Source organism: Xanthomonas hortorum (genome assembly GCF_040279205.1).
Lineage (GTDB): Bacteria > Pseudomonadota > Gammaproteobacteria > Xanthomonadales > Xanthomonadaceae > Xanthomonas > Xanthomonas hortorum_F.
In genome coordinates this window covers 1-23,277 of the sequence record NZ_JBEOLS010000008.1, presented here as the reverse complement: position 1 = coordinate 23,277, position 23,277 = coordinate 1, and the positions used below count along the sequence as shown (strand labels likewise).

The window sequence follows — 23,277 nt, the reverse complement described above, 5'->3', positions numbered from 1 at the left end:
TACATTCTTCATCTTTTTAGCTCGGCGCCCCCCAACAATAGAGGGCGCCGAATTCTCTTATCTCAGTGACCAATAAACCCCGCTTCTACCTCCAGCCCTCGCTAAAACCGCGAGGGCTCCGTTTGCGCTTAAAGATAGGAAGGCATCTGTTCCCTGGGTGTTTGAAGCCCACACCGGATTGCCCGCAGAGCTATAAATCACAAAGTTACCATCAGTCTGCATGGTCGCCGTTTCTCCGGCGCCAGATGTCCCGGATTGCCATTTAAGAGAGCCTCCGGAGTATAGCTCCAAGTTTCCGCTTGCGGTAAATGTGAGTCTTACGTTGCCGCCGGAGGTTTGAAAGCTACTCCCTTTTGTAAATACGGTGCCTGCAGGAAATGCTAATCCGTCTAGCCCGTTAGGGAAGTCTCCGGTGGCCCTCCATGCCAAGGCTATGCCGTAAATCACTATATTTCCATCATCTTGAACTGCGAGGTAGCCATCTTGAACCATGCCTCTTACCGACGACGGTGCGCAAGTCCAAAATAGGGGCGGACCGGATGCGCCGTTTTTTTGCATGGCGGCACATCTTGAAAGTTGTAAGGGCGTTGCAGGTAAAAAGCTAAATGTATCTCCTTGTGATATCCGCCCGCCGCTTTTGGCGACCCACGTCTCTGAATTGTCTGAATTTCTGTAAAGTCTCAATGACCCATCTGCGAGAAATCTTAATGAATACGCGCCTCCGGGGGAGGTCAGGGTTTCCTCGGGTACCAATCTGTCCCCTTGGTTAAGTTGCCCTGGGAGTTTAGGGCGTAAGGTTTCAGCAGCCGCTTGGGTGAATGCCAATAAAGCCGAAATGCAAAGTAAAAACTTTAATGTTTTCATGTTAATCCATAAACAATGATTGCGCAGTTTTTTTACTGCATCAGACCTTAACAGAAGCGATAAGGCGCTGGCTAGGGCCTGCAGATCGGGCTGTCTTCTAGAATGAAGGCCGCTCGGCGAACGCATGGTTCAACCAATAAAATGGTCATTAGCTTGCCCCCATATCCTGCATAGGGGCAATGGAGAGGGCCGGCGCGGAGAGGGCGAGGTTAATCGCGGTTTGGGGGGGGGGACGGCGCGAGTAACGCGCCGGCGGGGGTTCAACGCAGCGCGGCCACGTGCGCCACGCTGCTTTCGCGCAAGGCCTGCAGGTCGTAGCCGCCTTCCAGCATGGATACCACCCGGCCACGGGCATGCCGCTCGGCCAGGGTGCGCAGCGCGCCGGTCAGCCAGGCGAAATCGTCGGCATCGAGCATCAGGTCGGCCAGCGGATCGCGCAGATGCGCATCGAAGCCGGCCGAGATCAGGATCAGCTGCGGGCGGAAGGCATCCACCAGCGGCAGCATCTCGTCTTCCCACACGTTGCGGAAGCGCAACCCGTCGCTGCCTGGTTGCAGCAGCAGGTTGTGGATGTTGCCGATGCCGCGCTCGTAAACGCTGCCCGAGTGCGGATAGAGCCCGGACTGGTGGGTGCTGAGATACTGCACGCTCGGGTCGCGTTCGAAGATCGCCTGCGTGCCGTTGCCGTGGTGGACGTCGAAATCCACGATGCTGATGCGTTCCAGCCCATGCCGGTCGCGCGCGTGCGCGGCGGCCACGGCAATGTTGTTGAACAGGCAAAAGCCCATCGACACCTGCGCGGTGGCGTGGTGCCCGGGTGGGCGCACTGCGCAAAAGGCGGTGCGGGTGGCGTCCTGCATCACCGCGTCCACCGCGGCGATGCCGGCACCTGCCGCGCGCAATGCTGCCGCGCGCGAGCCGGGAGACATCACGGTGTCCACGTCGAGCCGATGGTGGCCTTCGAAGGCGGTTTCCAGCACCGCGTCGACCTGTTCGCGCTCATGCACCCGGCACAGGTCGCCCAGCTTGGCCAGCGGTGCCTCGCGCCAGTCCAGGTCCGGGAACGCGTCGCGCAGGGCCCCCACCACTGCTTCCAGGCGGGCGGGGCTCTCGGGATGCTCGGGGCCGGCGTCGTGACCGAGGCAGGCGGGGTGGGTAAAGACCAACATGGGGCAAATCTAGCCTGTCCGCCGTGCCATGTGCAGGTCAGCCGCGCCGGCGGTCGTGCCGCCACAGCACTTCCTGCTGGCCATCGGCGCGCGCCAGCACGCGCGCCAGCACGAACAGCAGGTCGGACAGCCGGTTCAGGTAGCCGATCGCCTCGCTGCGCACGGTCTCCTGGCGCGATAGCGCAACGGTCTCGCGCTCGGCCCGGCGCACGATGGTGCGGGCCAGATGGCAGCGTGCGGCCGCTTCGCCACCGGCCGGCAGGATGAATTCCTGAAGCGGGGGAAGCGTGTCGTTGAAGTGGTCGAGCTGACGCTCCAGGGCCTCGATATCGGCGGCGTCGATCGTTGCATGCCCGGGGATGCACAGCTCGCCGCCCAGATCGAACATCTGGTGCTGGATGGTCGTCAGCAGCGCGGCGATCGGCTCCGGCACGCCCGGGGCGGCCAGCAATACGCCGATGGCCGAATTGGCTTCGTCCACGGTGCCGTAGGCAGTGACGCGCAGCGCGTCCTTGCCGGTGCGGCTGCCGTCGCCCAGACCGGTGCTGCCGTCGTCGCCGGTACGCGTATAGATGCGTGAGAGCCGGTTGCCCATCTCAGCCGGCCTGGGTCTGGCCGTGCGCGCTGGTCAGGCGCTCGGCGGCAACCTGGATCACCGCGGCCGCCGCAACGTAGAGCGTGGCGCCGCGCAGGTAAGGACCCAGCCAGTCGGTGTAGTTCTTGAACCAGCCGGCGGCGGTCGGCTCGGCCACGCTGGCGCTGATCCAGTAGAAGCTGCCCTGGGCGATCAGCTGGCACAGCGCCACGGCGATCAGCAGTGCAGGCACCAGCCTGGCCAGCGCGCTCCACTCGGCGCCGCGGTAATGCCGGCGCAGCCAGACACCACCGGCCCACAGCGCGAAATACGCCGGGATCAGGCACCAGTAAGCGGGCGACACGCAGTAGTGCTGCCAGAAGCTCAGGCCCTGGTTGGTGATCACCAGCCAGTCCACCGCCACCGCCAGCAGCATCAGCAGCGGGAACGCCAGTTTGCTGCGCGCGGCCAGATGGAATCCGCCAATAAAAAACACCGCCCACGAGGCGTCCGGGACCGGCGCGAAGTGGTTGATCCGCGTGGCCGCCATCAGGACGGCGAGCAGGCTCAAAATCAGGGTGTCGTGCGAGCGAGGAGTCATGCGCGAAAGGAGCCGGATCACAGGCTCGGGAGTGTAGCGTGGAACCCGCCGCGCCACGCGCGCCTGGCGCGTCAAGCTGTCCCACCCGATCACGCCAACAGGCCATGGGCGAAGGCTTATCATGTGGGGATGACACACCTACATGACGTTCTGATCGTTGGCGGCGGCCTGGTCGGCTCCAGCCTGGCGATCGCGCTGGACCGCATCGGCCTGGATGTCGGGCTGGTGGAAGCCACCCCGGCCGGCACTCCGCCAGCGGTGTTCGACCAACGTAACCTCAGTTTTGCCGCCGCCACCGTCAACGCGCTCGGCGTACTTGGTGTGATGGCCAAGCTGCGCAGCCCGCCGGGGCCGATCCGGCGCATCCATGTCAGCCGCGCCGGCGACTTTGGCCGGGTGCAGCTGGACGCCGCCGACTACGGGCGCGACAGCTTCGGCCAGGTGGTGGTGGCGCGCGACTTCGGTGACGCCTTGCAGGCACGCCTGGACGAATTGACCCATCTACGCCGTTATCGCCCGGCGCGTTGCATCGGGGTCGAACCGGTGCAGGACGGCCTGCGCGCGCTGCGCCTGTCCACCGATGAAGGCGAGCAGCTTGTGCGGGCCAGGCTGGTGGTCGGCGCCGATGGCCGCGACAGCGCAGTGCGCGAACTGCTGCATATCGGAAGCGACGCGCACGACTTTTTCCAGACCCTGTTCGTCGCGCGGGTGCGCGCATCCAAGCCGCCAGATGGCACCGCGTGGGAGCGCTTCGGCGAGCACGGGCCGACGGCACTGCTGCCGCGCGGCGACCGGCATTACGGCGCAATCCATTGCGTGGCGCGTGCCGATGCCGAGGCGGTGGCCGCGCTCGACGAGGCCGGCTGGCTGGCCCGTCTGCAGCGTGCGGCCGGCTGGCGCGCCGGGCGCTTTATCGCCAGTGGTGAGCGCAGCGCGTATCCGCTAGTGCAGGTGCTGGCGACCAACCTGGTCGCCGAGCGGGTGGTGCTGATCGGCAACGCGGCGCAGACGCTGCACCCGATCGGCGCGCAAGGCTTCAACCTCGGCTTGCGCGATGCGCTGACGCTGGCCGAATTGATCGAACACGATCGCAGCGATGTTGGTGCGGGCGCGCTTCTGAGCGAGTATCTGGCGCGTCGGCGCGTGGACCGCGAACAGACCATCGGGTTTTCCAGCGGATTGGCACGACTCACCGGCAATCCGGCGCCGTTGCTGCGGCCGTTGCGCAGCCTCGGTCTGCTGGCCACCTCGCAGGCGGCGCCGCTGCAATCGATGCTGGTCGGCGGGGCGATGGGCTTCCGTGGCGATGTGCCGCAGTTGTGCCGGGGGATCGCATGAGCCGCCGTGGCACCCGCGATGCATTGATCGTCGGCGGTGGCGTGGTCGGTGCCGCCTGCGCGCTGGCCCTGGCCGATGCCGGTTTGAACGTCGCGTTGGTCGAAGGTCGCGAGCCTGCGCGTTGGCATGCGGACCAACCCGATCTGCGCGTGTACGCCTTTGCCGCTGACAATGCCGCGCTGCTGGAGAGCCTGGGCGTGTGGAAGGCCGTGCGCGCCGCACGCGTGCAGCCGTACCGGCGCATGCGGGTCTGGGACGCAGGCGGTGGCGGCGAATTGAGTTTCGATGCCGACACGCTGGGCCGCGAACAACTTGGCTGGATCGTCGAACACGCGTTGCTGGTCGATCGCCTGTGGGCCGCCGTGCATGCCGCAGGCATCGCAGTGCATTGCCCGGCGCGCGTGACCGAGCTGGAGCAGGACGCAAGCAGCGTGCGCCTGCGCCTGGATGACGGCAGCCGGCTGGAGGCGGCGATTGCGATTGCCGCCGATGGCGCGGCATCCACGTTGCGCGAGTTGACCGGCCTGCCGGTGGCGCGGCATGCCTATGCACAGCGCGGCGTGGTGGCGTTCGTGGAGACCGATCAGCCGCATCAATCCACCGCCTGGCAGCGCTTTTTGCCCACCGGCCCGCTGGCATTTCTGCCGTTCGCCGATGGCCGCAGTTCGATCGTGTGGACCTTGCCGGATGCCGAAGCCGAGCGCGTATTGGCACTCGACGATGCCGACTTCTCGCGCGAGTTGACCCAGGCCTTTGCCGCGCGACTGGGCGACGTGCGCGTGGTGTCTGCGCGCGCGGCATTTCCGCTGCAGCGGCAGTTGGTGGAGCAGTACGTCAGCGGCCGCGTGTTGACCTTGGGCGACGCCGCACACGTGGTGCATCCGCTGGCCGGGCAGGGCGTCAACCTGGGCCTGCGCGATGTGGCGGCGTTGCGCGATGAGGTGCGCAACGCGCTCGCAAAGCGCGCCGACTGGGCCGCCCCACATCGCCTGCAGCGTTGGGCACGCACGCGGCGCAGCGAAAACACCGTTGCCGCGCACGGCTTCGACGCGATCAACACGGTGTTCTCCAACGACGAGATGCATCTGACCCTGCTGCGTGGCGCGGTGCTGGGGGCGGCGGGCAAGCTCCCGCCGTTGGTGGACCTGCTGTGGAAGCGCGCGTCCGGCAACGTGTGAGCGCACCGCGCTGACGGTCTGCTGGCCGCTATGTTCCAGCGTTAATAGCGAAGGCCGCAGTTTCCATACGACGGACGCGCCCGGGCTGGCTACAGTCGGGCCATGACCTCCGCCGTTTCCACACGACTCACCCCGCCGCTGCTCCTGCTGAGCGGGCTGCTGTGTGACGCCAGCATCTGGGACGCGCAACGTGCGGCGCTGGCAGACATCGCCGAGGTGCGCGTTCTCGATTTCCCGGGCATCGACAGCGTGCAGCAGATGGCTGCACAGGCATTGGCCGCGGCGCCTGACCAGTTTGCGCTGGCCGGTCATTCGATGGGCGGCCGGGTGGCGCTGGAGATCGTGCGGCAGGCGCCGGAGCGCGTGCAGCGTCTGGCGCTGCTGGACACCGGCGTGCATCCGGCGCACGCGCAGGAGCATGCGCAGCGCGGTGCGCTCGTGGAGCTTGCGCGCCGTGACGGCATGCAGGCGCTGGCCCGCCGGTGGTTGCCGCCGATGCTGCACCCCGACCGCCACGACGACGCCGAACTGATGCAGGCACTGGTCGCCATGGTCATGCGGCAGACCCCGCAGAGCTATGCCGCCCAGGTGACCGCGCTACTGCATCGGCCCGATGCCGCGCCCGTGCTGGCGCAGGTGCATTGCCCGACGCTGCTTGGCGTTGGCCGGCAAGACAGCTGGAGTCCGCTGGAACGTCATCAGGACATGGCGCGGCAGATCCCGCACGCGCAGTTGGTGGTGTTCGAGCACAGCGGGCATATGACGCCGGTGGAAGCGCCTGCTGCGGTCAGTGCCGCGCTGCGCGATTGGCTGGCTGCATGACCACCGTCTTCCCGTGCGGCGTCACACCCATCGGCTCGCGAATGCACGTTCGCTGACGTCAGCGTCGCCCGCCACTTTTTTTCTCGTATCACCCATTGCCAGTGAGGCCACCGCGTGTCCCCAGACGCTTCGATCATCGTTGCTTGCGAACAGCTGATCCGCCGGTTCGCCTTGCACAACGATCGCCATGAACATGACGCACTGGCTGCGCTGTTCACCGCAGATGGCATCTTTGCAAGGCCTAGCGCACCAGATGCGCCCGTGCATGGGCGCGAGGCGATCCGCGAGGCATTCCGTGCACGGGCGCCGCGCAGTACCTGCCATCTCATGCTCAATACCCTGGTCAGCGTGCACTCAGACGCATTGGCTCATGCACACAGCTACGTGGTGCTGTACAGCGCACCACAGGCCACCGCGCCGCCGCCGTGGACCGCACAGGCGCCGGCATTGATTGGCACGTTCGACGATGTGCTGGTGCGCCAGGACGACCACTGGCTGTTCAAACAACGCCTCGGCGCATTGCTGGTGCGCGTGGAAGCGCACTAGACACCCACCACCGCTGTTCAACGGTGCCTCCCGGCGAACCCGGGTGGCATCGCACCACTGCTCCTCCCCCCCCCCCGTCGCGTTGCCTCAATCGCCCATCCTTATCGGAGAATCGCCTAGTGGAACGCGCACGCTTGTCTGTTGGTCGTCGTCCTTCATCGTCCCGGTCGCGCCGCCAGCATGCAGGCAGGCTGGCCCTCTTGCTTGGCACGCTGGCACCGGCGGTCGTCCTCGCGCAGGCAGCGCCCGACACAGTGGCCATGCCGCAGGGCATCAACCTGGGCGGCACCAGTTTCATGGATGGCTTCGGCTCCACCACGCCGGGCTGGACGGTGCTGGAATACCTGCGTTACTACGACTTGAACACAATCAAGAATGCGCGCGGGGATAACTCGCCTGCGTTTCGCGACCCGCAGGTCGGGATCAGCGCCTTACTGACCCAGTTGATCTACGTGACGCCGTATTCGCTGGGGCGCGGTTCGCTGAGTTTCAACACCATCATCCCGCTGGTGAACTACGACACCTCGTTCGCAGCCGACAGCCCGGTGCGATTGAGCAGCAATGGGTTTGGCATGGGCGATATTTCGTTCGGTCCGGCGCTGCAGATGCCGCCGGTCATGCGGGACGGGCGTGTGTTCTTCTTTCAGCGCTTTGCGCTGGATCTGTTCGCACCGGTCGGCAAGTTCGATCGCGACATTGCCATCAACCAGGGCACCGGCTTTTGGTCGATCGCACCGCACTGGGCGTTCACGGTGCAGCCCACCGACAACTGGGAAATCAGTGCGCGCATCAACTATCTCTACAATTTCCGCACCGACCGTGCCGGTGGCGTGCCGCCGATCCCGGGCTTTCGGTTTCGCAATGGCCAGGCCGGCGACGCGGTCTGGGTCAACTTTGCCAGCTCGGTGAAAGTGAGCGAGCAACTGCGCGTGGGTGTGAACGGCTATTTCCTGCAGCAGCTCAAAGACAACCGGACCAATGGCGCGCGCGTGGCGGACAGCAAGCGCATGCAGCTGTATCTGGGGCCCGGGCTGTCATGGCGCGTGGATGCAAAGAACCTGTTCAACCTCAATCTTTACATCCCGCTGGACGTGGAGAATTCGGTCGCCGGTAACAGCGTGAACCTGATGTACGTGCATTCGTTGTAGTGCGGCCCAACGCCGTGCATGCGGGCGCAAAGCCGGCATGCACGTGACGTGGAGCGCGGGAGTGACGTGACTCGCACTGCGCGCTTGCGCAACGCAAGGGAGCTGGCACGCGTGAGTGTTGACGTCTGCTGCCTTCGCGGTTTTGCAGCGCTGAAAACGCAACCAAGCCGCAGAGTTACATTCCCATGCTGTGCCGCTGCGTGTTGGCATGCTCGCGGAACAACAGTTCGGCGCGCGCGCCGTCGCGTTGCTCGATGGCGGTGACAATCGCGCCATGTTGGCGGTGGCCGTAGAACAGATCGTCGTAGGCCAGCGTCGGCGAGCGTTGCCCGAACACCACGTTGGTGGGGCTGACAAACGGTACCAGCGTGCAGCGGTCCACCGTTTCAATCAGGATCGGTTTGTCGGCCGCCATCACGATCATGCGGTGGAACCGCGCGTTCATGTCGCCGTAGGCCAGCTCGTCGCTGGCATCCAGGGTGCGCTTGGCCAGGATGCGGTCACCCTCGTCCAGGCAGGCATGCAGGGCGGCGAGCAGGTCGGCAGAGGCGCCTTGTTCGGCCACGGCGCGTGCGGCCATACCTTCCATCAACGCCCGGACCGCCAGCGCGTCCAGGCTCTCCTGCTGGCTGAAACGCCGCACCGCATAACCGCGGTTGCCCGTCTGTACCAGCAGGCCTTCCTGGCACAGCGCCGGCAGTGCCTGCCGGATGGGGGTGCGGGAAATGGCCAGACGCTCGGCCAAGGCCGCTTCGGTGATGCGTTCGCCCGGGGCAAAGGTGCCGCACAGGATCAATTCGCGTAGTTGCTGAACCGCTTGCAATCGGTGGTTGTTCGCCATTGGCTCCATTCTCTCGCGCCGTACCGCAGCGCACGTTCCTTCAAGCGGGGAAACTTGCAATTACTTGTATAAAAACCTTGCGGATGAGAACGCTTGATGGCAATTTGGATCCCAAGGATACCGTTTTGGAGGTCCGAGTCGTGTCCTTCCTTCTTTGGGATCCATTGCGTCGCTGATCCCGACTCAACCAATGACGCGCGTTTGGCCCCAAAAGCGGCCGGCCCGCGTCGCAGGAGTGCAACATGGCAAGCATCATCGGCGGCATCGGAACCTCGCACGTTCCCACCATCGGGGTGGCCTACGACAAGGGCAAACAGCAGGATCCGCTCTGGAAGCCGCTGTTCGACGGTTACACACCGGTGGCTGCCTGGTTGGCCGAACAACAGGCTGACGTGCTGGTGTTCTTCTACAACGACCATTGCACGACCTTCTTCTTCGACCTGTACCCGACCTTCGCACTGGGCATCGGCGAGCGCTTTCCGGTCGCCGACGAAGGTGCGGGGCTACGCAATCTGCCGCCGATCCGCGGTGATGTGCAGCTGCAGGCGCATATCGCCGAATGCCTGGTCAACGACGAATTCGACCTGACCGTGTTCCAGGACAAGCCGATCGACCACGGCTGCGCGGCGCCATTGCCGCTGCTGTGGCCGCACGTGCCGGACTGGCCGGGCACGGTGGTGCCGATCGCCATCAACGTGCTGCAGTACCCGCTGCCGACCGCGCGCCGCTGCTACCGCCTGGGTCAGGCCGTGCGCCGCGCGATCGAATCCTATCCGGAAGATCTCAAGGTGGTGGTGGTGGGCACCGGCGGGCTCTCGCACCAGATCCATGGCGAGCGCACCGGCTTCAACAACACCGAGTGGGACATGGAATTTCTTGATCGCTTCCAGCATGCGCCGGAAACGCTGACCGAGTTGACCCACACCGATTACGTGCGCCTGGGCGGTGCCGAGAGCGTGGAGCAGATCATGTGGCTGGCGATGCGTGGTGCTCTGGACGGGCCGATCCGCAAGCTGCATCAGAACTACTACCTGATGACCACCACTGCGATGACCGTGGTGCTGTATGAGCCTGGCGAAGAAGCCGCCGGCGCGCTGCGCTCGGCAGAGTTGCTCGCACACATCGCGAACGCGGCATGAGGACCTGACGATGAATCCGCAAGTACAGGGCATGGAGCAGATTGGCGGCACCTATGTGTTCGATCTGCGCACCAGCAACCGCGCGCTGCGCATCAATCGTTTTTTCTGGCACATGATCCGCGCCCCTTGGCGCGATCGTTTTTTGCAGGATGCCGAAACGCTGATGCAGGAAGCCGAGCTCACCGAACAGGAAAAAGCGCTGATCCGTGCGCGCGACTGGCTCGGCCTGGTGCAGTATGGCGCCAATTTTTTTGTGATCGAGAAATTTGCACGCGTGGTACGCATGACCAATCTGCAGGTTTACGCCATCATGCGCGGCGAATCTTTCGAAGACTTCATGCAGACGCGGCGTGTGCCCGATGCACGCTGATCTGCACGCGTCGGCCCTGTGCCGCAGCGCGGCTTCACCCGACTTCCCAAACGTAAGGTCCTCCCCATGACCATGTCCTCTGTGTTCTTCGAACACCGCATCAAGGTCCGGCATCTACGTGTCATCGAGGCGCTGGACCGGCAAAAAAGCCTGTTGCGCGCCTCACGCGTATTGAACGTCACCCAGCCCGCATTGACGCGCGCCCTGCAGGAGATCGAAGAGATCGTCGGCGCGCCGTTGTTCGAGCGCCATTCGCGCGGCGTGCGCCCCAATGCGATGGGCGAGGTGCTGGTACAGACCGCGCATGTCGTTCTTGGTCAGCTACGGCGTGCGCAAGATACCTTCGAGGGTCTGCTGCAGGACGACGCGCTCACCATCACCGTGGGCGCATTGCCGGTGGCGGCAAGCGGATTGTTGCCGGCCGTGCTGGCCGCGTTGTACCGCGCCGAGCCAACGTTGCGGGTGCGCCTGCTGCACGGCCGTACCGACGAGTTGCTGCCCAAGCTGGCCGGCAACGAGATCGACCTGGTCGTGGGTCGGCTGTATCCGCTGGCCCGTTACGATGCGCTGATCCGCAAGGTGCTGTACCAGGATCCGATCGCCTTGGTCGCGCGCAGCGATCACCCCTTGTTTGCCAACGGCCCGGTGCGCATTGCCGAAGCCGCGGCCTACCGGCAGGTGCTGCCAACGTTGAGCCAGCATGTGGAGCGCGACGTGGCCCAGGTGATGCGCGAACACGGCCTGGCCACGCGCGATCAGTTGCGTTCCAGCTCGGCCAGTTTCACCCGCGAGATTTTGCTCGGCACCGACAGCATTGCGGTGATGCCGAGCATGATGGTGGCCGGCGATATCGCACGCGGCGAGCTGCGCGCGTTCCAGCTACAGCAGCCCTCGCAGGCGCGCGCAGGCGGAGTGATCTATCGCGATGGCGCAGCGATCCATAAGCCCGGCGTGCGCTTGCTGATGCGCGAGCTGGAGCATCAGTTGGGGGTGATGGCCGAGCAGGGTGCGGTGTGGGTGGATGAGCAGATCGGCGAAGACGACATGCTGCTGGACGCGTCTGCGTAATCGACTGAAAGTGCCGTGGTAAGGGCTTGATGCGTGCTGTCCATTACTGCGCTGTGGGTCTGATGCAAGCGAACAACGGGTAGCCCAGGCTGCCCGTTTTGTTGTGTGCGGCCAGGTCGTGTGCGGCCAAGTCGTCCGCATCCGGCCGCTGAATTGATGGCTTGAAGATGGCTGGGCGCAGCGCGCGCCCAACCTACACAACGTGCGTCACGCCTCATTCGCCAATGCCTCTTTCAAACGTGCCTTCTGCAACTTGCCGGTCGCGGTGCGTGGCAGCGTCTCGACGACGCGCAGGTGTTTGGGCACCTTGTACTTGGCCAGGCGTTCGACCAGATAGGCGCGGATCTGGTCCAGATCCGGTGCCTCATCGGTGGGCACGATTGCCAGGTAACCAACTTCGCCCCACTGCTGGTCGGCGATGCCCACCACCGCGCATTCGCGCACTTGCGGATGCTCGGCGAGCACGGCTTCGATTTCTGCCGGATAGACGTTCTCGCCGCCGGAAATGAACATGTCTTTCTTGCGGTCGACGACCCAGAAAAAACCATCCGCATCGCGTTGCACGATGTCGCCGCTGCGGAACCAGCCCTGCTCATCGAGCGCTTCGGCGCTTGCCTGCGGGTCGCGCCAATAGCCGGGGCTGAGATTGGGCCCGCGCAGCAACAGCTCGCCGGGGACGCCGGCCGGGCAGTCGTTGCCATCGCCATCGACCACGCGCGTTTGCACCGCCGGTGTCGAAATGCCGACCGCGCCGAGCTTGTTGCGGATCACCGCGCAGTCCACCGACATGCCGAACACCGTGCCGGCCTCGCTCATGCCGAAACCGCACACCATCGGGATGCCATCGTCCAACCAGCCGAGCAGATCCTCGCTGGCATGTGGCGCGCCGCCGCTGACCAGCGCGGTCAGGTGGCGCAGTGCTGCGGCATCGAAACCGGGCTGGCTGCGGAAGGCCTGCATCATCTGCGGGACGCCGACGTAATGGGTGATTCCCAGTGATTGATCGCTCAACCAGCCCAGGGTGCGTTTCGGTTCGAAGCCGCTGGACACCTGGATCGAGCCGCCGACGGCCAATACGGGGCGCACATTGGTGACCAGACCGATGATATGGAACATCGGCGCCTCGCAGAGAAAGCTGCTGGTCGCATCCACGCGGGTGGTGACGCCGAAGTTGTGCGCCACCTGCTGCAGATTCTGCTCGCTCAGCATCACGCCTTTGGGCTGGCCCGAGGTACCGGAGGTGAACAGGATCAGGCTGACGCGATCGGGCGGAATCGGCGCGGTGTCGGCGGGTTCGCGTGCGTTGGCCTCTTCGATAAAGTCGATCAGCGGCACGACATCGGCGCGCCCGGCGGCGACGTCATCGCCTAAAAAAAGCCTCGGCTCGGCACGCTGTAACAAGGCATCCAGCTCGCCCGCACTCAATCGCCAGTTGAGCGGCACATAGATCGCGCCGACCCGTCCGCAGGCAAAATGCAGCGCTACCTGCCAGACCGAATTGCGTGCAAGCACCGCCACGCGTTCGCCATCCACACAGCCGCGCGCTTGCAGTAATGCGGCGAAGCGGCCGATCAACGCATCGAGTTCGGCGTAGGTCCATTGCGCGCCGAGCAACAGGTCGCGTGCGGCGAGCGTGTTTGGCGCAAGACGGGCGTGGAAAGCGATCGAGTCGGTCGGCATGGTCATGGCGCGGTCTTCCGGAGTGCGGAGTTGGGGAGTGACTGGCGTGAGTGCGACTGCTGAGAGCTGAAGGTTGAACGTGGCTGACAAAGGTGGCCAACAGAACGTAGCGAGCGTTTATGTAGCGGACGCGTCGCTGTGTCGATGGACGCTCTAACTGAGATAAATGGTCCTGGTTTCAAGAAATGCGTGCAGGCCTTCGATACCGCCTTCGCGGCCGATACCGGAATTCTTGAACCCACCGAATGGCATCTCGATATCCACCCACATGCCATTGATGCAATGGCTGCCGCTGCGCACACGGCGTGCGATGCGATACGCGCGCTCGGGATCTTCGCTGTAGACCGTGCCGTGCAGACCGAAGTCACTGGCATTGACCTTGGCGATCAGGTCGGCGTCGTCGTGATAATCGATAAAGCTGACCACCGGGCCGAAGATCTCTTCGCGAGCGATGGTCATGTCCGGTGTCACCTCGGCAAATACCGTTGGCTCGATAAAGAAACCGCGCGGCAAGTGCGCCGGACGACCGCCACCCATGACCAGGCGCGCACCCTCGGCGCTGCCTTGCGCGATGTAGGACTGCACGCGCTCGAGCTGGCGGCCAAGCGCCAACGGGCCCATGCCGGTATCGGCGGCGAACGGGTCGCCGAGCTTGAGCGCACTCAATGCCGCGCAATAGGCTTGCAGGATCTCTTCGCGCCGCTGCGCCGGCACCAGCACGCGGGTGAGCGCGAAGCACACCTGGCCGGTGATCGGCATGGAGTAGGGCACCAGGCTGGGCAGCACCTTGGAGAGCTCGGCGTCATCAAGCACGATCGCGGCGGATTTGCCGCCCAGTTCCAGTCCGCACCGCGCCAACCGCTGCGCACAGGCAATGCCTATCGCTCGGCCCGCCTGGGTGGAACCGGTAAAGCTCACCTTGTCCACCTGCGGGTGACGGATCAGTTGTTCGCCGACCTCGCGACCGGCCGGCAACAGATTGAACACGCCATCGGGGACACCGGCGGCGCTGATGCATTCGGCCAAAATGTAGGCATCGATCGGCGTTTCCGGCGAGGGCTTGGCCACCACCGTGCAACCGGCGGCCAATGCGGCGGCGACCTTGTAGCAGAGCAGCACCAATGGGGCGTTCCATGGCGTGATCGCTGCGACCACGCCGACCGGTTCCTGCACGACGTGCACGCGGCCACCGTTGGCGCGTGTACGCGGCTCTACAAACGGATGGGTGGCGATCAGATCGCCGTAGTAATCGAACAGGCCGGGCGCCTGCTGCGAGGCGCGGCGGCTGAAGCCGATGGTGGCGCCGACCTGGCCGGTCCAGGCCTCGGCCAGTTCCGGCATGCGTGCACGCAGGTGTTCGGCAATGCGCTTGAGCACCACGCCACGTTCGGGCGGCGACAGCTGTGGCCAGGGGCCGCTGTCGAACGCGGCACGCGCAGCAGCGACTGCCGCATCGGTATCCACGGCCGAGGGTTCGGTGTAACGCAGCAAGCGCTCTTCGGTGTGCGGCGCGATCACATCGACATTGCGATCGCCGGTGCTGGCGCGCCACTGACCATCGATGAACAGACCCAACGGCCCACGCGCGGCGATCCCGCGCAGGGTTGCGGACAAGGCTTCCATACTGCCTCCTCGGTGCGAAAACCACTGGCAGCGCCAGCGATGCGTGTTGTGCACGCATCGCGTCAGGCGCCGTAGGCGTTACTCAGGCGCTGTTTTTAGTGAGGTCGTATTCGCCCAGGCCGGGCTTGTAGCTCTTCTCGTCGATGAACTGACGGATGCCTTCCTTGCGGGCGTTGTTGTCGAACGAATTGGCTGCTTCCTGCATGCGCACCAGATAATCTTCGGCTTCGTCGTAGGTCATGGTGCCGACGCGGCGCACCGCATCTTTTGCGTATTTCAGTGCGACGGGGTTTTTCTTGAGCAGCAACTCGGCCACTTCGCGGGTGCGCGTTTCCAGCCGTTCCAGCGGTACGCTTTCGTTGACCAGGCGCCATTCGGCAGCTTTCTTGCCGTCCACCATTTCGCCGGTCAGCGTCATCCACATCGCATCGCGCATGGACAGCAATTCCACCGCGACCTTGGTGACGCCGCCGCCGGGCAGGATGCCCCAGTTGATTTCCGAGAGGCCAAACTGCGCTTCATCGGCGGCAATCGCCAGATCGCAGGCGAACAGCGGGCCAAAGCCACCACCGAAACACCAACCGTTGACCATGGCGATGGTCGGCTTCTGGTACCAGCGCAGGCGGCGGAACCAGCCGTAGGATTCGCGCTGCGAGCGGCGTACGCCACGCAGGCCCTGGGCTTCGGTTTCGCGGAAATACTCCTTCAGATCCATGCCGGCCGACCAGGCGGTGCCTTCGCCACCGAGCACGAGTACGCCGACGTTGTCGTCGAATTCCAGCTCGTCCAGCACATCCATCATGCGGCGATTGAGCGCCGGGCTCATCGCATTGCGCTTGTCGGGGCGTGCAAACTTCACCCAGGCAATGCGGTTTTCGATGCGGACCGATACCACGTCATGCTCGTTCAAGCGGCGTCTCCTTGGAGTCGTAATGGTGCGGGGATCAGAGTTCTTCGGTCAGCGCGGTGTCTGCCACGCCGGCCCGTTCCAGTGCGGCGCTGGCGTTCAATTTGCACAGCAGGCGCAGCAGTGTTTGTCGCTCGGAGGCCTGCAGATCGCTGCAGGTGCGCTCGACCGCGCGCGCCAGGCAGGCCTGCGCCATGGCAAGCGTGCGTTCGCCCGATGGCGTGAGATACAGGCCCTTGCTGCGCCGATCGCGACCGGCCAGGCGTTCGATCAGGCCTTGCTCGGCCAGGAGGTTGGCGATCTTCATACCGGCGGCGCGATTGACCAGCAGGCGGTTACCGAGTTCGGTCTGGTCGCAGCCGGGCTGGTCGCGGATATGGATCAACGCGGTGACGCGCGCCGGAGTGAGCTGCAGCTCGGCCAGCTCCTGGCGCGCGGCATGGCTGGACGCCAATGCGGCCAGTTGCAGTTGGTAGCCAAGGTCTGCGGCAAGTGCCAGGCGAGCGGTCATCGATCCATCCAAATTGTATCCGTTAAATACAATCTAGCCGACCAAAGCGGGCGCTGCAAGAGGCAGAGGCGACGACAAACGAAGCGCGGTGCGTGATGGCGTAGCGCCGGTGTGTTGGGCACGTGTAGAGCGACTGATCTGCAGGCTGGCTGCAGGGTCCTTGCCCGCCCAGCATCGCGGGACATGCTGCAGGTACGTCCATCTAGGCAAATGCGATGACAAACGAAGCGTGGTGCGCGCTCGCGTAGCTCCGGGTGTGTTGGTTAAGTGTAGAGCAGTCGATCTGCAGGCTGGCTGCGGGGTCCTTGCCCGCCCACCATCGCGGGACACGCCGCAAGTACGTCCGTGTAGGCTCTTACGCGGCATCCATGCCGCGTAAGGTCCCGCGACGGTGGGCGGGCAAGGACCAGTGGAGATGGTCGGTGGGCGTGGTTGCGAGCAGTGTGCGTTTTGCGGCCGTTCGATGAGGTGCGGTCTGATCGGCTCCTTTCGATCCGAAGAATGTCACTTCCATTTTCGACATCACACCAGTCGTCAACGAAGGCGCGTGTCGCAAACACTTGCCGCTATCGCTACGGCGTTTGGCAGGTTTTGTTGATCTCTCTTGGTTACTGGATCAACCAGCCAGCGAGCTGTTCACGGGTCAGGTGGCCGCTATGGCGCGTGTCTAGCGCATCGAATTCGTCGGCCAGCGCGGGGTTGGCCTGCGCTTCGGCGCGGCTGATGCTGCCGTCGCCATCGGTATCCATCGCCTGAAAGTCGATGCGGTAGCTGCCGACCACGCTGCTGGGTTGAATCGAACGCACGATCACGCTGGATTCGCCGCGTGGGCGCTCCAACTGAGTCTGGTGGGTGACGTCGCCGCTGGATAGCGGCTGGGTGCGAATGACGTTGGGAACGTCGACCAGCGGCATGCTGCTGGCGGGTGTGGGCGTTTGTTGCGCGGATGCAGTGCTGCCGATGAGCAGTAGCGCGCTGAAGGCGGTCGTGCGGAGTGTCATCAGATCCCCCTGATGTGGAACAGCACGCAAGCCTAGCGCCGAAGCGTGTTTGCTGCGAGCTGTTCCACAGCCCGGCCTGCAATGATCAGCCGGGAATGAACGGAAACACGATCTTCAACAATCCCTTCAAGCCGCCCTCGGCGGTGCTGGCCACGGCCTTGGCACCTAGGCTGTTGAGTGCGCGCCGCACGTCTTCCCACCGCAGTTGCGCGATGTCCTTCTTCAGCAGATCCCCCACTTCTTCAGCGGTGGGCGTGAGCTTTTGCAGTTCACGCACGGTGGCCTGCGGATCCGGCTGCAGATAGCCCCAGCGTTCGGCGATCTTCAGCAGCGTGTCGAAACGCACCGCAACCACTTCGCGATTACGTTCGTACACCGGCAGGGCGCCGACATCGAGAATGGCCTGCTCGAATTGCTGCGCATCATCCGGGTGTTCGATGCGCACGGCCAGAAATCCTTCCTTGCGGCTGCGTTCGCTGACGTGCTTGGCACCAGAGCGCAGATTGTCTTCGGTGAGCACGTTGGCGACGATGCGCTGCATCGCCGCGTCGCCTTCTTCGGGCACCAGCGAGCGCCAGCGCGCATAGCCGTCGCGGCGCAAGGCCTTGACCTTGGCCGAGGTCAGCCGCAGGTGCAGCGCGACCATCGCGTTGGAGCTGTTGCGCGAGATGGCGCCGTCGCGTTCGAGCAGCACGAAGATCAGCAATTCCAGATCGCGCTTGGTCAGCGACTGGAAACCCTGCAGCAGGGTCAGGCGCAGGAATTCGTTGCCGAAGGCGGCTGCGTCCTTGAGTTCGATCAGTTGCATGGGGGAGTCCTCTACATGTGATCTGCAGGATGCCAGGACGCTGTTGCGCGACCTGAGAACCAATGCGACGCGGGCAGCAGTTTCAGCGTCCGGTTTCGCGCCCCGGACGATCGGATCTGAACGTTTCAACTGCGCCGCGATCCTGCAAGGTGACGAACACCTGTTTGCCATCTTTGCCGCCGAACGCGACATTGCTGGCCTTGCGGCCTTTCAGTGCGACGGTATGCAGCAACTTGCCCTGTGGCGAGACCACTGCAATCTGCCCGGCATCGTAGCGGCCGATGTAGAGATTGCCGTCGGCATCGCAGCGCATGCCGTCCATGCCGAAGTCGGGGAATTGAATCAGCAGGCGTTTGTTGCGCAATGTGCCGTCGACGCGGTCGTACACCCACACTTTGCGCGACATGCTTTCGTTGACGTAGAGATGCTTGCCGTCGGGGCTGACATCCAGCCCGTTGGGCGTGGTCATGCCGGCTTCCAGTAATTGCACGACGCCCTCGCGACTGATCTGCCACAGGCGCCCGCTGTTGTCCTTCCAGTTCGGGTCGCTTGCATAGAAACTGCCATCGGGTGCGAGTGCCAGATCGTTGGGGCCATCGGCATCGGGCAGCGCGGCGAAGGTGCTCACTGCGCGCGTTTGCATGTTCACGCGCAGAATCTTGTGGCCGGTGTAATCGGCCACATACATCGCGCCGTCGCGGAAGCGGATGCCGTTGCCGGTACTGCCTTCGGGCAAGGTCACAAAGACCTCCGCTTTTGCGCTGCCATCGGCGTGCAAGACGATGCGTGCGATGGTGCCGTCCTTGCCAAGATTCACCGCATAGAGCGCGCCATCTGGCCCGGCTGCTGGACCCTCGGCGTTATGCGTGAAGGCGCCATCGCCGATCAGGTCGCGCGCAACGAAGGGCGCATCGGCGGCAACCGCCAGCGAGCTGGACAATAGCAACGCCAATGGCAGGAAACGACGGCGTGCGACAGCGATCATGCGGCATGCTCCAGATGGGATCGTTGGCAGTGTGCCAGAACGTGCGCAGCGACCATGGCGGTGATCACGCACGATCAAGTAAGGTGCCCGGGCAGCATTGGCCGACGAGCGACCAGTTTCGAGATGGCGCCCACCTTCGGGTGGCGCGTTTGGGACGCGGTGCGGCATGTACCACTGGCACTCCGGTTTGGGTGCGTCGTCGTCAGATGACGATTGCGCGCGCTGGCTGTGTCAGCCGCTCTCATCTTGCGAAGGAGGTTTGCATGTCCGTGGAATCGATCACACGTCGCCGCTTGCTCGCTGCCTTCGGCGGTGCAGGCATTCTGCTCGCCGCGCCTGGCTGGGCACTGCCGAAGAAAAAGCCTGGCAAGCCGCTCAATGTGGCGTTGGCAGGCCTGGGCAGTTATGCCAGCGAACAACTCGCGCCGGGTCTGGCATTGACCAAACATTGCAAGCTGGCCGGCATCGTCACCGGCACTCCATCGAAGATTCCGCAGTGGCAGGCCAAGTACGGCATCGCCGATCGCAACGTCTACAACTACGAGAACTTCGATCGCATCGCCGACAACGACGACATCGACGTGGTGTACATCGTCACGCCAACCCATCTGCATGCGCCGCTCACCCTGCGCGCCGCGGCGGCCGGCAAGCATGTGTGGTGCGAAAAGCCGATGGCGATGCATGCCGGCGAATGCGAGGCCATGATCAAGGCCTGCAAACGCAACAAGGTGGCGCTGACGATCGGCTACCGCATGCAGCACGAGCCCAATACGCGTCGCCTGATTGCGATGGCCAGCGAAAAGCCGTTCGGCGCGATGCAGCGTGTGCGTGCCGAGGCCGGTTACAACGGTTATCGCGATGCGACCAAGGCCGACCGTCCGTGGCGGTTGCGTTCGCAATTCGGCGGCGGTGCGATGTACGACATGGGCGTGTATCCGCTCAATGCCGCGCGCTACACGGTGGGTACCGAGCCCCTGGCAGTGACGGCCAAGCGCTGGACCGATCGTCCCGACCTGTTCGACGAAGTCGACGAGCATATGGACTTCACGCTTGAATTTCCCAATTCAGTGCGCGCCGAGTGCAAGACCAGCTTCGGGAAAAATATGAATGTGCTGCGCGCCGAGTGCGAGCACGGTTGGTACGAGCTGTCGCCGTTCCAGAGCTATCAGGGCGTGACCGGCAAGGCTAGCGATGGACGCGTGTTCGACGCCAAGGTGCCGCACCAGCAGGCGCTGCAGATGGACGAAGACGCGCTGGCGATCATCAACGGCACACCGCTGCGTGCGCCCGGCGAAGAAGGCCTGCGCGACATCCGCATCGTCGATGCGATCTACCGCTCCGCACGCGAGGGCAGCAAGCGGATCGTGCTGTGAGCTTGTCCCGCTGCGTCGATCGACGCAGCGGTTTGGCCTAAGGCAAGCGAGCAGGCTGGCGCAAACAAGCCTGCAGCGATGCTATGCGAACAGGTCTTGCAGACCCCAGCGAGCGTTGCATTACAACCGTGCCGGACTAAATACCAACTACGCGCGGGTGGAAAGCCAACCAAGGCACGTTAATGCGCGCCAGCGCCCACAGCAATTCCGTCGCCAATCTCCCGCTTCTACGAATCCCGAATCCCAGCTCTAACTATTCCCCAATCCCGAATCCCCGCTCCTTAATCCCGCATCGCCAGCACCGTGATCTCCTCACGATCGTGATACAGCTGCTTGGCGCGCACGATCAGCGATTTCTCGGCCTGTTGCTCGAACAGGTCCAGGCACAGGCGAGTTTCGTCCCAGCGCTTTTTCATCGGCAGCTTGAGGTTGAAGATAGTGTTGCGGCACCAGCCTTCGCGGATCCAGGTGGCCATGCGTTCGGCGACGCGACGCGGTTGCTCGACCATGTCGCAGACCATCCAGTCCAGCGGCTGCGCAGGCTTCCAATGAAACCCGTCGGCGCGCAGATGCTCGACCAGACCGGTTTCCAGGACATGCTCGCGTAACGGTCCGTTGTCGACGCTGGTGACGTGCACATGCTGACGCGTGAGCACCCAGGTCCAGCCGCCAGGCGCCGCGCCGAGATCGGCCGCGCGCATGCCTGGCTTGACCAGCGCTTCGCGTTCTTCGGGTGTGAGCAGGGTGAGCAGTGCTTCGTCGAGTTTGAGCGCCGAGCGCGATGGCGCCTCTGGCAGTAGTTTCAAACGTGGAATGCCCAGAGGCCACGGTGCGCTGTCTGCGCTGTCGGCCACTGCCAGCAAGGCATGGTCGCCATCGAGAAAGCAGATGTGCAGGCGTGCCTGGCGCGGCTGCGGTTTGTCGGTGAGCAGGCCGGCCTTGCGCAAGGCCGGACGCAGCGCATTGCCGAAGCTGCGTGCCAGCCCTGCCAGCGGCTTGCCGGCGTCCGAATCCGGGTGTTCCACCCATAGATCGCCGAAGCGCTGCTGCCCTTCCAGTGCGGCAAGAATCGGTGTGATGCGGTCCTTGGGGTCGATGCCTTTCAGCTCGACAATCACCACCAGCTTCTGCCGCGCGAAGATCAGCTCGCGCCAGTGCAGCTTGGCTGCCAGCTGTGCGGCTTCATCGCAGACGAACAGCACATAGCCATCGTTGCGTTGCGTGCGCGCATAGCCGGCGATGCCGACAAACGCGGCGCGCGCGCTCAACTCGGCGGCCAGCTCCGGCTCGAAGCCTTGGCGGCAATAACACAGCAGGCCGCTCATCGCAGTGCCTGGCGTGCTTGATCGAGGCGTGGCAGATCAATAATGGTCACCGCCGCCCTCGCCGTAGTTACGCAGCACGGCGCAGGCCTGGTCGCGATGCACGTCGCGCACCACCTCGATGCCGCGGCGGGTGAGTTCGCCCACCCAATCGGCGGGCAGCGGGCCTTCGTCGAATTCGGTCAATGCCATCACGTCTTCGGCGCGTGCGCCGATCAGCAGACGGTCGATGCCGGCCCACACCGTGGCGCCGTAGCACTGGCAGCACGGCTGCGCAGAGGTGGCCAGCGTCACCGGCGACAGCACATCGTTCAGGCGCGGCGTCTGCAGGCGCTGCTGCGCGAGCATGTAAGCCATGTTTTCGGCATGCGCCAGCGAGGTGGTCTGCGGCACCACGCGGTTCACTGCCGCAGCGATGATGCGGTGATCCGGGCCGAACACGACCGCACCGAATGGGCCGCCGCTGCGTTCCTGCACGTTCATCCGCGACAGCTCGATCGCCAGCGCCACCTTGTCGGCGTCGCTGGGATAGGCGCGGCTGTCATCGACATGCGCGTGGATCCAGTCGGGCAGCGTGAGGTGGACTTGCGCGTAAAGCATCAGTGGACCGTTTCGGTAGAGGGGGGAGCGGGGCGGAGTGTATCGGCCTGGGCGTCCTTTGCGGCACATTGCCCGGCCACGCACTGGCAGGCGCTGATCTCGCGGAATCCGCACACGCTCATCATGCCGCTGGCCTGGCACTGCGCCATCACGCCTTTGGGGTCGGTGGCGCTGTCGACGTTGACGCAGGCGGGAAATGCGCCACAGCAGTTGCCGACGTTCTTTACCGTGCAATCGGCATCGGTGCGGCAGGTGGTGGTGACGACGATTGGTTTGCCGCCTGCCGGCCCGCTTGCCGAGCCGGTGGCCGGAGGCGGCGTGGTTGTATCGGTTGGTGGCGCGGCGACGCAGCCGATCGAGACAAGACAGGCCAGCAACACCAGGCTGCTCAGGCACCAGGACAAAGGACGGGACATGCGGCCGCTCCGATCAGGACATGTGAGCTGCCATGGTAAGCCCCTGATGTGCGGAGCGTGGCGAGACTTGGGTCAGTGACGGCTGCTTTGCCTGGTCTAGGGCCTGTTAACACATCCGAAGCCCATCAACGACTAGGACGAAGCTGAGGAATCCAAGGAACATGACATCCAGCTTGTCGAAGCGCGAGAAAATCCGGCGGTAGCCTTTCAAGCGACGGAACAGTCTCTCCACTTCGTTGCGCCGCTTGTACATCTCCCGGTTGTACTCCCAAGGCTCGACCCGATTGGATTTCGGCGGGACCACCGGCACGAAGCCAAGATCGAGCGCTAACTGGCGGGTTTCGTTGCCTTCGTAAGCACGGTCCATCAACAAATGAATCGGCCGCTCCACTG

Annotated in this window: 24 protein-coding genes; 9 read left to right on the top strand and 15 right to left on the bottom strand. The window is 64.2% G+C overall.

The annotated features are described in order from the left end of the window. Positions 1 to 1,124: 1,124 nt before the first annotated feature. From ABS769_RS05350 to ABS769_RS05340, 3 genes are read right to left on the bottom strand one after another with little or no spacing between them, the layout of a single operon-like run. Positions 1,125 to 2,033: a histone deacetylase family protein gene (locus ABS769_RS05350; RefSeq protein ID WP_039515448.1), complete on the bottom strand. Its 909-nt coding sequence runs from the start codon at positions 2,031 to 2,033 to the stop codon at positions 1,125 to 1,127. 37 nt (positions 2,034 to 2,070) lie between these two features. Further along, the gene (locus tag ABS769_RS05345; RefSeq protein WP_317060679.1) at positions 2,071 to 2,628 is read right to left on the bottom strand and encodes a cob(I)yrinic acid a,c-diamide adenosyltransferase; all 558 of its coding nucleotides are present in this window, start codon (positions 2,626 to 2,628) and stop codon (positions 2,071 to 2,073) included. Position 2,629: 1 nt separating this feature from the next. After that, positions 2,630 to 3,208 carry a hypothetical protein gene (locus ABS769_RS05340; RefSeq protein WP_317060680.1) on the bottom strand — a complete coding sequence of 193 codons (579 nt, stop codon included), beginning with the start codon at positions 3,206 to 3,208 and terminating at the stop codon, positions 2,630 to 2,632. Positions 3,209 to 3,337: 129 nt separating this feature from the next. Between ABS769_RS05340 and ubiH the strand changes: the two genes are divergently transcribed. From ubiH to ABS769_RS05315, 5 genes are all read left to right on the top strand, one after another. After that, complete coding sequence (gene ubiH / locus ABS769_RS05335) at positions 3,338 to 4,546, top strand: 2-octaprenyl-6-methoxyphenyl hydroxylase (protein ID WP_317060681.1); 1,209 nt, start codon at positions 3,338 to 3,340, stop codon at positions 4,544 to 4,546. Beyond that, entirely contained in the window at positions 4,543 to 5,724 is a 1,182-nt protein-coding gene (locus ABS769_RS05330) for a UbiH/UbiF family hydroxylase (protein ID WP_317060682.1), read from the top strand. The genes ubiH and ABS769_RS05330 overlap by 4 nt, the downstream gene beginning before the upstream one ends. Before the next feature lie 102 nt (positions 5,725 to 5,826). Continuing rightward, complete coding sequence (locus ABS769_RS05325) at positions 5,827 to 6,546, top strand: alpha/beta fold hydrolase (RefSeq protein WP_317060684.1); 720 nt, start codon at positions 5,827 to 5,829, stop codon at positions 6,544 to 6,546. Between the two features lie 114 nt (positions 6,547 to 6,660). Next, on the top strand, positions 6,661 to 7,092 hold the full coding sequence (locus tag ABS769_RS05320; RefSeq protein ID WP_317060685.1) for a nuclear transport factor 2 family protein: 432 nt from the start codon (positions 6,661 to 6,663) through the stop codon (positions 7,090 to 7,092). A 119-nt stretch (positions 7,093 to 7,211) separates the two neighbouring features. Continuing rightward, positions 7,212 to 8,240, top strand: a complete 1,029-nt coding sequence (locus tag ABS769_RS05315; RefSeq protein WP_350498119.1) for a SphA family protein — start codon at positions 7,212 to 7,214, stop codon at positions 8,238 to 8,240. A 175-nt stretch (positions 8,241 to 8,415) separates the two neighbouring features. On the opposite strand, the gene ABS769_RS05310 is transcribed toward ABS769_RS05315, so the two are convergent. After that, positions 8,416 to 9,090, bottom strand: coding sequence for a GntR family transcriptional regulator (locus tag ABS769_RS05310; protein WP_023902948.1), 675 nt, complete (start codon positions 9,088 to 9,090; stop codon positions 8,416 to 8,418). A 233-nt stretch (positions 9,091 to 9,323) separates the two neighbouring features. Between ABS769_RS05310 and ABS769_RS05305 the strand changes: the two genes are divergently transcribed. From ABS769_RS05305 to ABS769_RS05295, 3 genes are all read left to right on the top strand, one after another. Further along, positions 9,324 to 10,220: a gallate dioxygenase gene (locus ABS769_RS05305; protein ID WP_317060687.1), complete on the top strand. Its 897-nt coding sequence runs from the start codon at positions 9,324 to 9,326 to the stop codon at positions 10,218 to 10,220. A 10-nt stretch (positions 10,221 to 10,230) separates the two neighbouring features. Then, on the top strand, positions 10,231 to 10,590 hold the full coding sequence (locus ABS769_RS05300; protein WP_023902950.1) for a protocatechuate 4,5-dioxygenase alpha chain: 360 nt from the start codon (positions 10,231 to 10,233) through the stop codon (positions 10,588 to 10,590). A gap of 66 nt (positions 10,591 to 10,656) precedes the next feature. Next, positions 10,657 to 11,658, top strand: a complete 1,002-nt coding sequence (locus ABS769_RS05295; RefSeq protein ID WP_043888995.1) for a LysR substrate-binding domain-containing protein — start codon at positions 10,657 to 10,659, stop codon at positions 11,656 to 11,658. Between the two features lie 207 nt (positions 11,659 to 11,865). Here the strand turns inward: ABS769_RS05295 and ABS769_RS05290 are convergent, their stop codons facing one another. The 7 genes from ABS769_RS05290 to ABS769_RS05260 all read right to left on the bottom strand — a co-directional run bounded on the left by ABS769_RS05290 (position 11,866) and on the right by ABS769_RS05260 (position 19,173). Further along, positions 11,866 to 13,344: an AMP-binding protein gene (locus ABS769_RS05290; protein WP_317060689.1), complete on the bottom strand. Its 1,479-nt coding sequence runs from the start codon at positions 13,342 to 13,344 to the stop codon at positions 11,866 to 11,868. Positions 13,345 to 13,491: 147 nt separating this feature from the next. Next, the gene (locus ABS769_RS05285) at positions 13,492 to 14,961 is read right to left on the bottom strand and encodes an aldehyde dehydrogenase (RefSeq protein WP_317060690.1); all 1,470 of its coding nucleotides are present in this window, start codon (positions 14,959 to 14,961) and stop codon (positions 13,492 to 13,494) included. Positions 14,962 to 15,043: 82 nt separating this feature from the next. Continuing rightward, positions 15,044 to 15,871, bottom strand: a complete 828-nt coding sequence (locus tag ABS769_RS05280; RefSeq protein ID WP_006449020.1) for a p-hydroxycinnamoyl CoA hydratase/lyase — start codon at positions 15,869 to 15,871, stop codon at positions 15,044 to 15,046. A gap of 34 nt (positions 15,872 to 15,905) precedes the next feature. After that, complete coding sequence (locus tag ABS769_RS05275) at positions 15,906 to 16,379, bottom strand: MarR family winged helix-turn-helix transcriptional regulator (RefSeq protein ID WP_006449019.1); 474 nt, start codon at positions 16,377 to 16,379, stop codon at positions 15,906 to 15,908. A gap of 608 nt (positions 16,380 to 16,987) precedes the next feature. Then, entirely contained in the window at positions 16,988 to 17,380 is a 393-nt protein-coding gene (locus ABS769_RS05270; protein WP_317060691.1) for an EF-hand domain-containing protein, read from the bottom strand. Between the two features lie 85 nt (positions 17,381 to 17,465). Next, positions 17,466 to 18,188, bottom strand: coding sequence for a hypothetical protein (locus ABS769_RS05265; RefSeq protein WP_317060692.1), 723 nt, complete (start codon positions 18,186 to 18,188; stop codon positions 17,466 to 17,468). Between the two features lie 82 nt (positions 18,189 to 18,270). Continuing rightward, a complete protein-coding gene (locus ABS769_RS05260; protein ID WP_350498118.1) occupies positions 18,271 to 19,173 on the bottom strand; it encodes an SMP-30/gluconolactonase/LRE family protein in 903 nt (300 codons plus the stop codon). A 263-nt stretch (positions 19,174 to 19,436) separates the two neighbouring features. Between ABS769_RS05260 and ABS769_RS05255 the strand changes: the two genes are divergently transcribed. Beyond that, positions 19,437 to 20,546, top strand: coding sequence for a Gfo/Idh/MocA family protein (locus tag ABS769_RS05255; RefSeq protein WP_317060695.1), 1,110 nt, complete (start codon positions 19,437 to 19,439; stop codon positions 20,544 to 20,546). Between the two features lie 281 nt (positions 20,547 to 20,827). Here the strand turns inward: ABS769_RS05255 and rlmM are convergent, their stop codons facing one another. The 4 genes from rlmM to ABS769_RS05235 form a co-directional block, all read right to left on the bottom strand. After that, a complete protein-coding gene (gene rlmM, locus ABS769_RS05250) occupies positions 20,828 to 21,871 on the bottom strand; it encodes a 23S rRNA (cytidine(2498)-2'-O)-methyltransferase RlmM (protein WP_317063404.1) in 1,044 nt (347 codons plus the stop codon). Between the two features lie 36 nt (positions 21,872 to 21,907). Beyond that, the gene (locus ABS769_RS05245; protein ID WP_023902961.1) at positions 21,908 to 22,468 is read right to left on the bottom strand and encodes a nucleoside deaminase; all 561 of its coding nucleotides are present in this window, start codon (positions 22,466 to 22,468) and stop codon (positions 21,908 to 21,910) included. After that, a complete protein-coding gene (locus ABS769_RS05240) occupies positions 22,468 to 22,884 on the bottom strand; it encodes a hypothetical protein (RefSeq protein WP_317063401.1) in 417 nt (138 codons plus the stop codon). Before ABS769_RS05240 ends, ABS769_RS05245 begins: the two co-directional genes overlap by 1 nt. 106 nt (positions 22,885 to 22,990) lie before the next feature. Then, the coding region (locus tag ABS769_RS05235) for a transposase (protein ID WP_317062259.1) at positions 22,991 to 23,277 on the bottom strand (287 nt) is incomplete at its 5' end.

What these genes read in the sequence shown, in the direction of transcription:
- ABS769_RS05275 (WP_006449019.1), bottom strand. Translation starts at nt 16,379, where the DNA reads ATGACCGCTCGCCTGGCACTTGCCGCAGACCTTGGCTACCAACTGCAA.
- ABS769_RS05340 (WP_317060680.1), bottom strand. Translation starts at nt 3,208, where the DNA reads ATGACTCCTCGCTCGCACGACACCCTGATTTTGAGCCTGCTCGCCGTC.
- ABS769_RS05285 (WP_317060690.1), bottom strand. Translation starts at nt 14,961, where the DNA reads ATGGAAGCCTTGTCCGCAACCCTGCGCGGGATCGCCGCGCGTGGGCCG.
- ABS769_RS05270 (WP_317060691.1), bottom strand. Translation starts at nt 17,380, where the DNA reads ATGACACTCCGCACGACCGCCTTCAGCGCGCTACTGCTCATCGGCAGC.
- ABS769_RS05295 (WP_043888995.1), top strand. Translation starts at nt 10,657, where the DNA reads ATGACCATGTCCTCTGTGTTCTTCGAACACCGCATCAAGGTCCGGCAT.
- ABS769_RS05330 (WP_317060682.1), top strand. Translation starts at nt 4,543, where the DNA reads ATGAGCCGCCGTGGCACCCGCGATGCATTGATCGTCGGCGGTGGCGTG.
- ABS769_RS05325 (WP_317060684.1), top strand. Translation starts at nt 5,827, where the DNA reads ATGACCTCCGCCGTTTCCACACGACTCACCCCGCCGCTGCTCCTGCTG.
- ABS769_RS05255 (WP_317060695.1), top strand. Translation starts at nt 19,437, where the DNA reads ATGTCCGTGGAATCGATCACACGTCGCCGCTTGCTCGCTGCCTTCGGC.
- ABS769_RS05345 (WP_317060679.1), bottom strand. Translation starts at nt 2,628, where the DNA reads ATGGGCAACCGGCTCTCACGCATCTATACGCGTACCGGCGACGACGGC.
- ABS769_RS05290 (WP_317060689.1), bottom strand. Translation starts at nt 13,344, where the DNA reads ATGACCATGCCGACCGACTCGATCGCTTTCCACGCCCGTCTTGCGCCA.
- ABS769_RS05350 (WP_039515448.1), bottom strand. Translation starts at nt 2,033, where the DNA reads ATGTTGGTCTTTACCCACCCCGCCTGCCTCGGTCACGACGCCGGCCCC.
- ABS769_RS05265 (WP_317060692.1), bottom strand. Translation starts at nt 18,188, where the DNA reads ATGCAACTGATCGAACTCAAGGACGCAGCCGCCTTCGGCAACGAATTC.
- ABS769_RS05305 (WP_317060687.1), top strand. Translation starts at nt 9,324, where the DNA reads ATGGCAAGCATCATCGGCGGCATCGGAACCTCGCACGTTCCCACCATC.
- ABS769_RS05300 (WP_023902950.1), top strand. Translation starts at nt 10,231, where the DNA reads ATGAATCCGCAAGTACAGGGCATGGAGCAGATTGGCGGCACCTATGTG.
- rlmM (WP_317063404.1), bottom strand. Translation starts at nt 21,871, where the DNA reads ATGAGCGGCCTGCTGTGTTATTGCCGCCAAGGCTTCGAGCCGGAGCTG.
- ubiH (WP_317060681.1), top strand. Translation starts at nt 3,338, where the DNA reads ATGACACACCTACATGACGTTCTGATCGTTGGCGGCGGCCTGGTCGGC.
- ABS769_RS05245 (WP_023902961.1), bottom strand. Translation starts at nt 22,468, where the DNA reads ATGCTTTACGCGCAAGTCCACCTCACGCTGCCCGACTGGATCCACGCG.
- ABS769_RS05260 (WP_350498118.1), bottom strand. Translation starts at nt 19,173, where the DNA reads ATGATCGCTGTCGCACGCCGTCGTTTCCTGCCATTGGCGTTGCTATTG.
- ABS769_RS05240 (WP_317063401.1), bottom strand. Translation starts at nt 22,884, where the DNA reads ATGTCCCGTCCTTTGTCCTGGTGCCTGAGCAGCCTGGTGTTGCTGGCC.
- ABS769_RS05310 (WP_023902948.1), bottom strand. Translation starts at nt 9,090, where the DNA reads ATGGAGCCAATGGCGAACAACCACCGATTGCAAGCGGTTCAGCAACTA.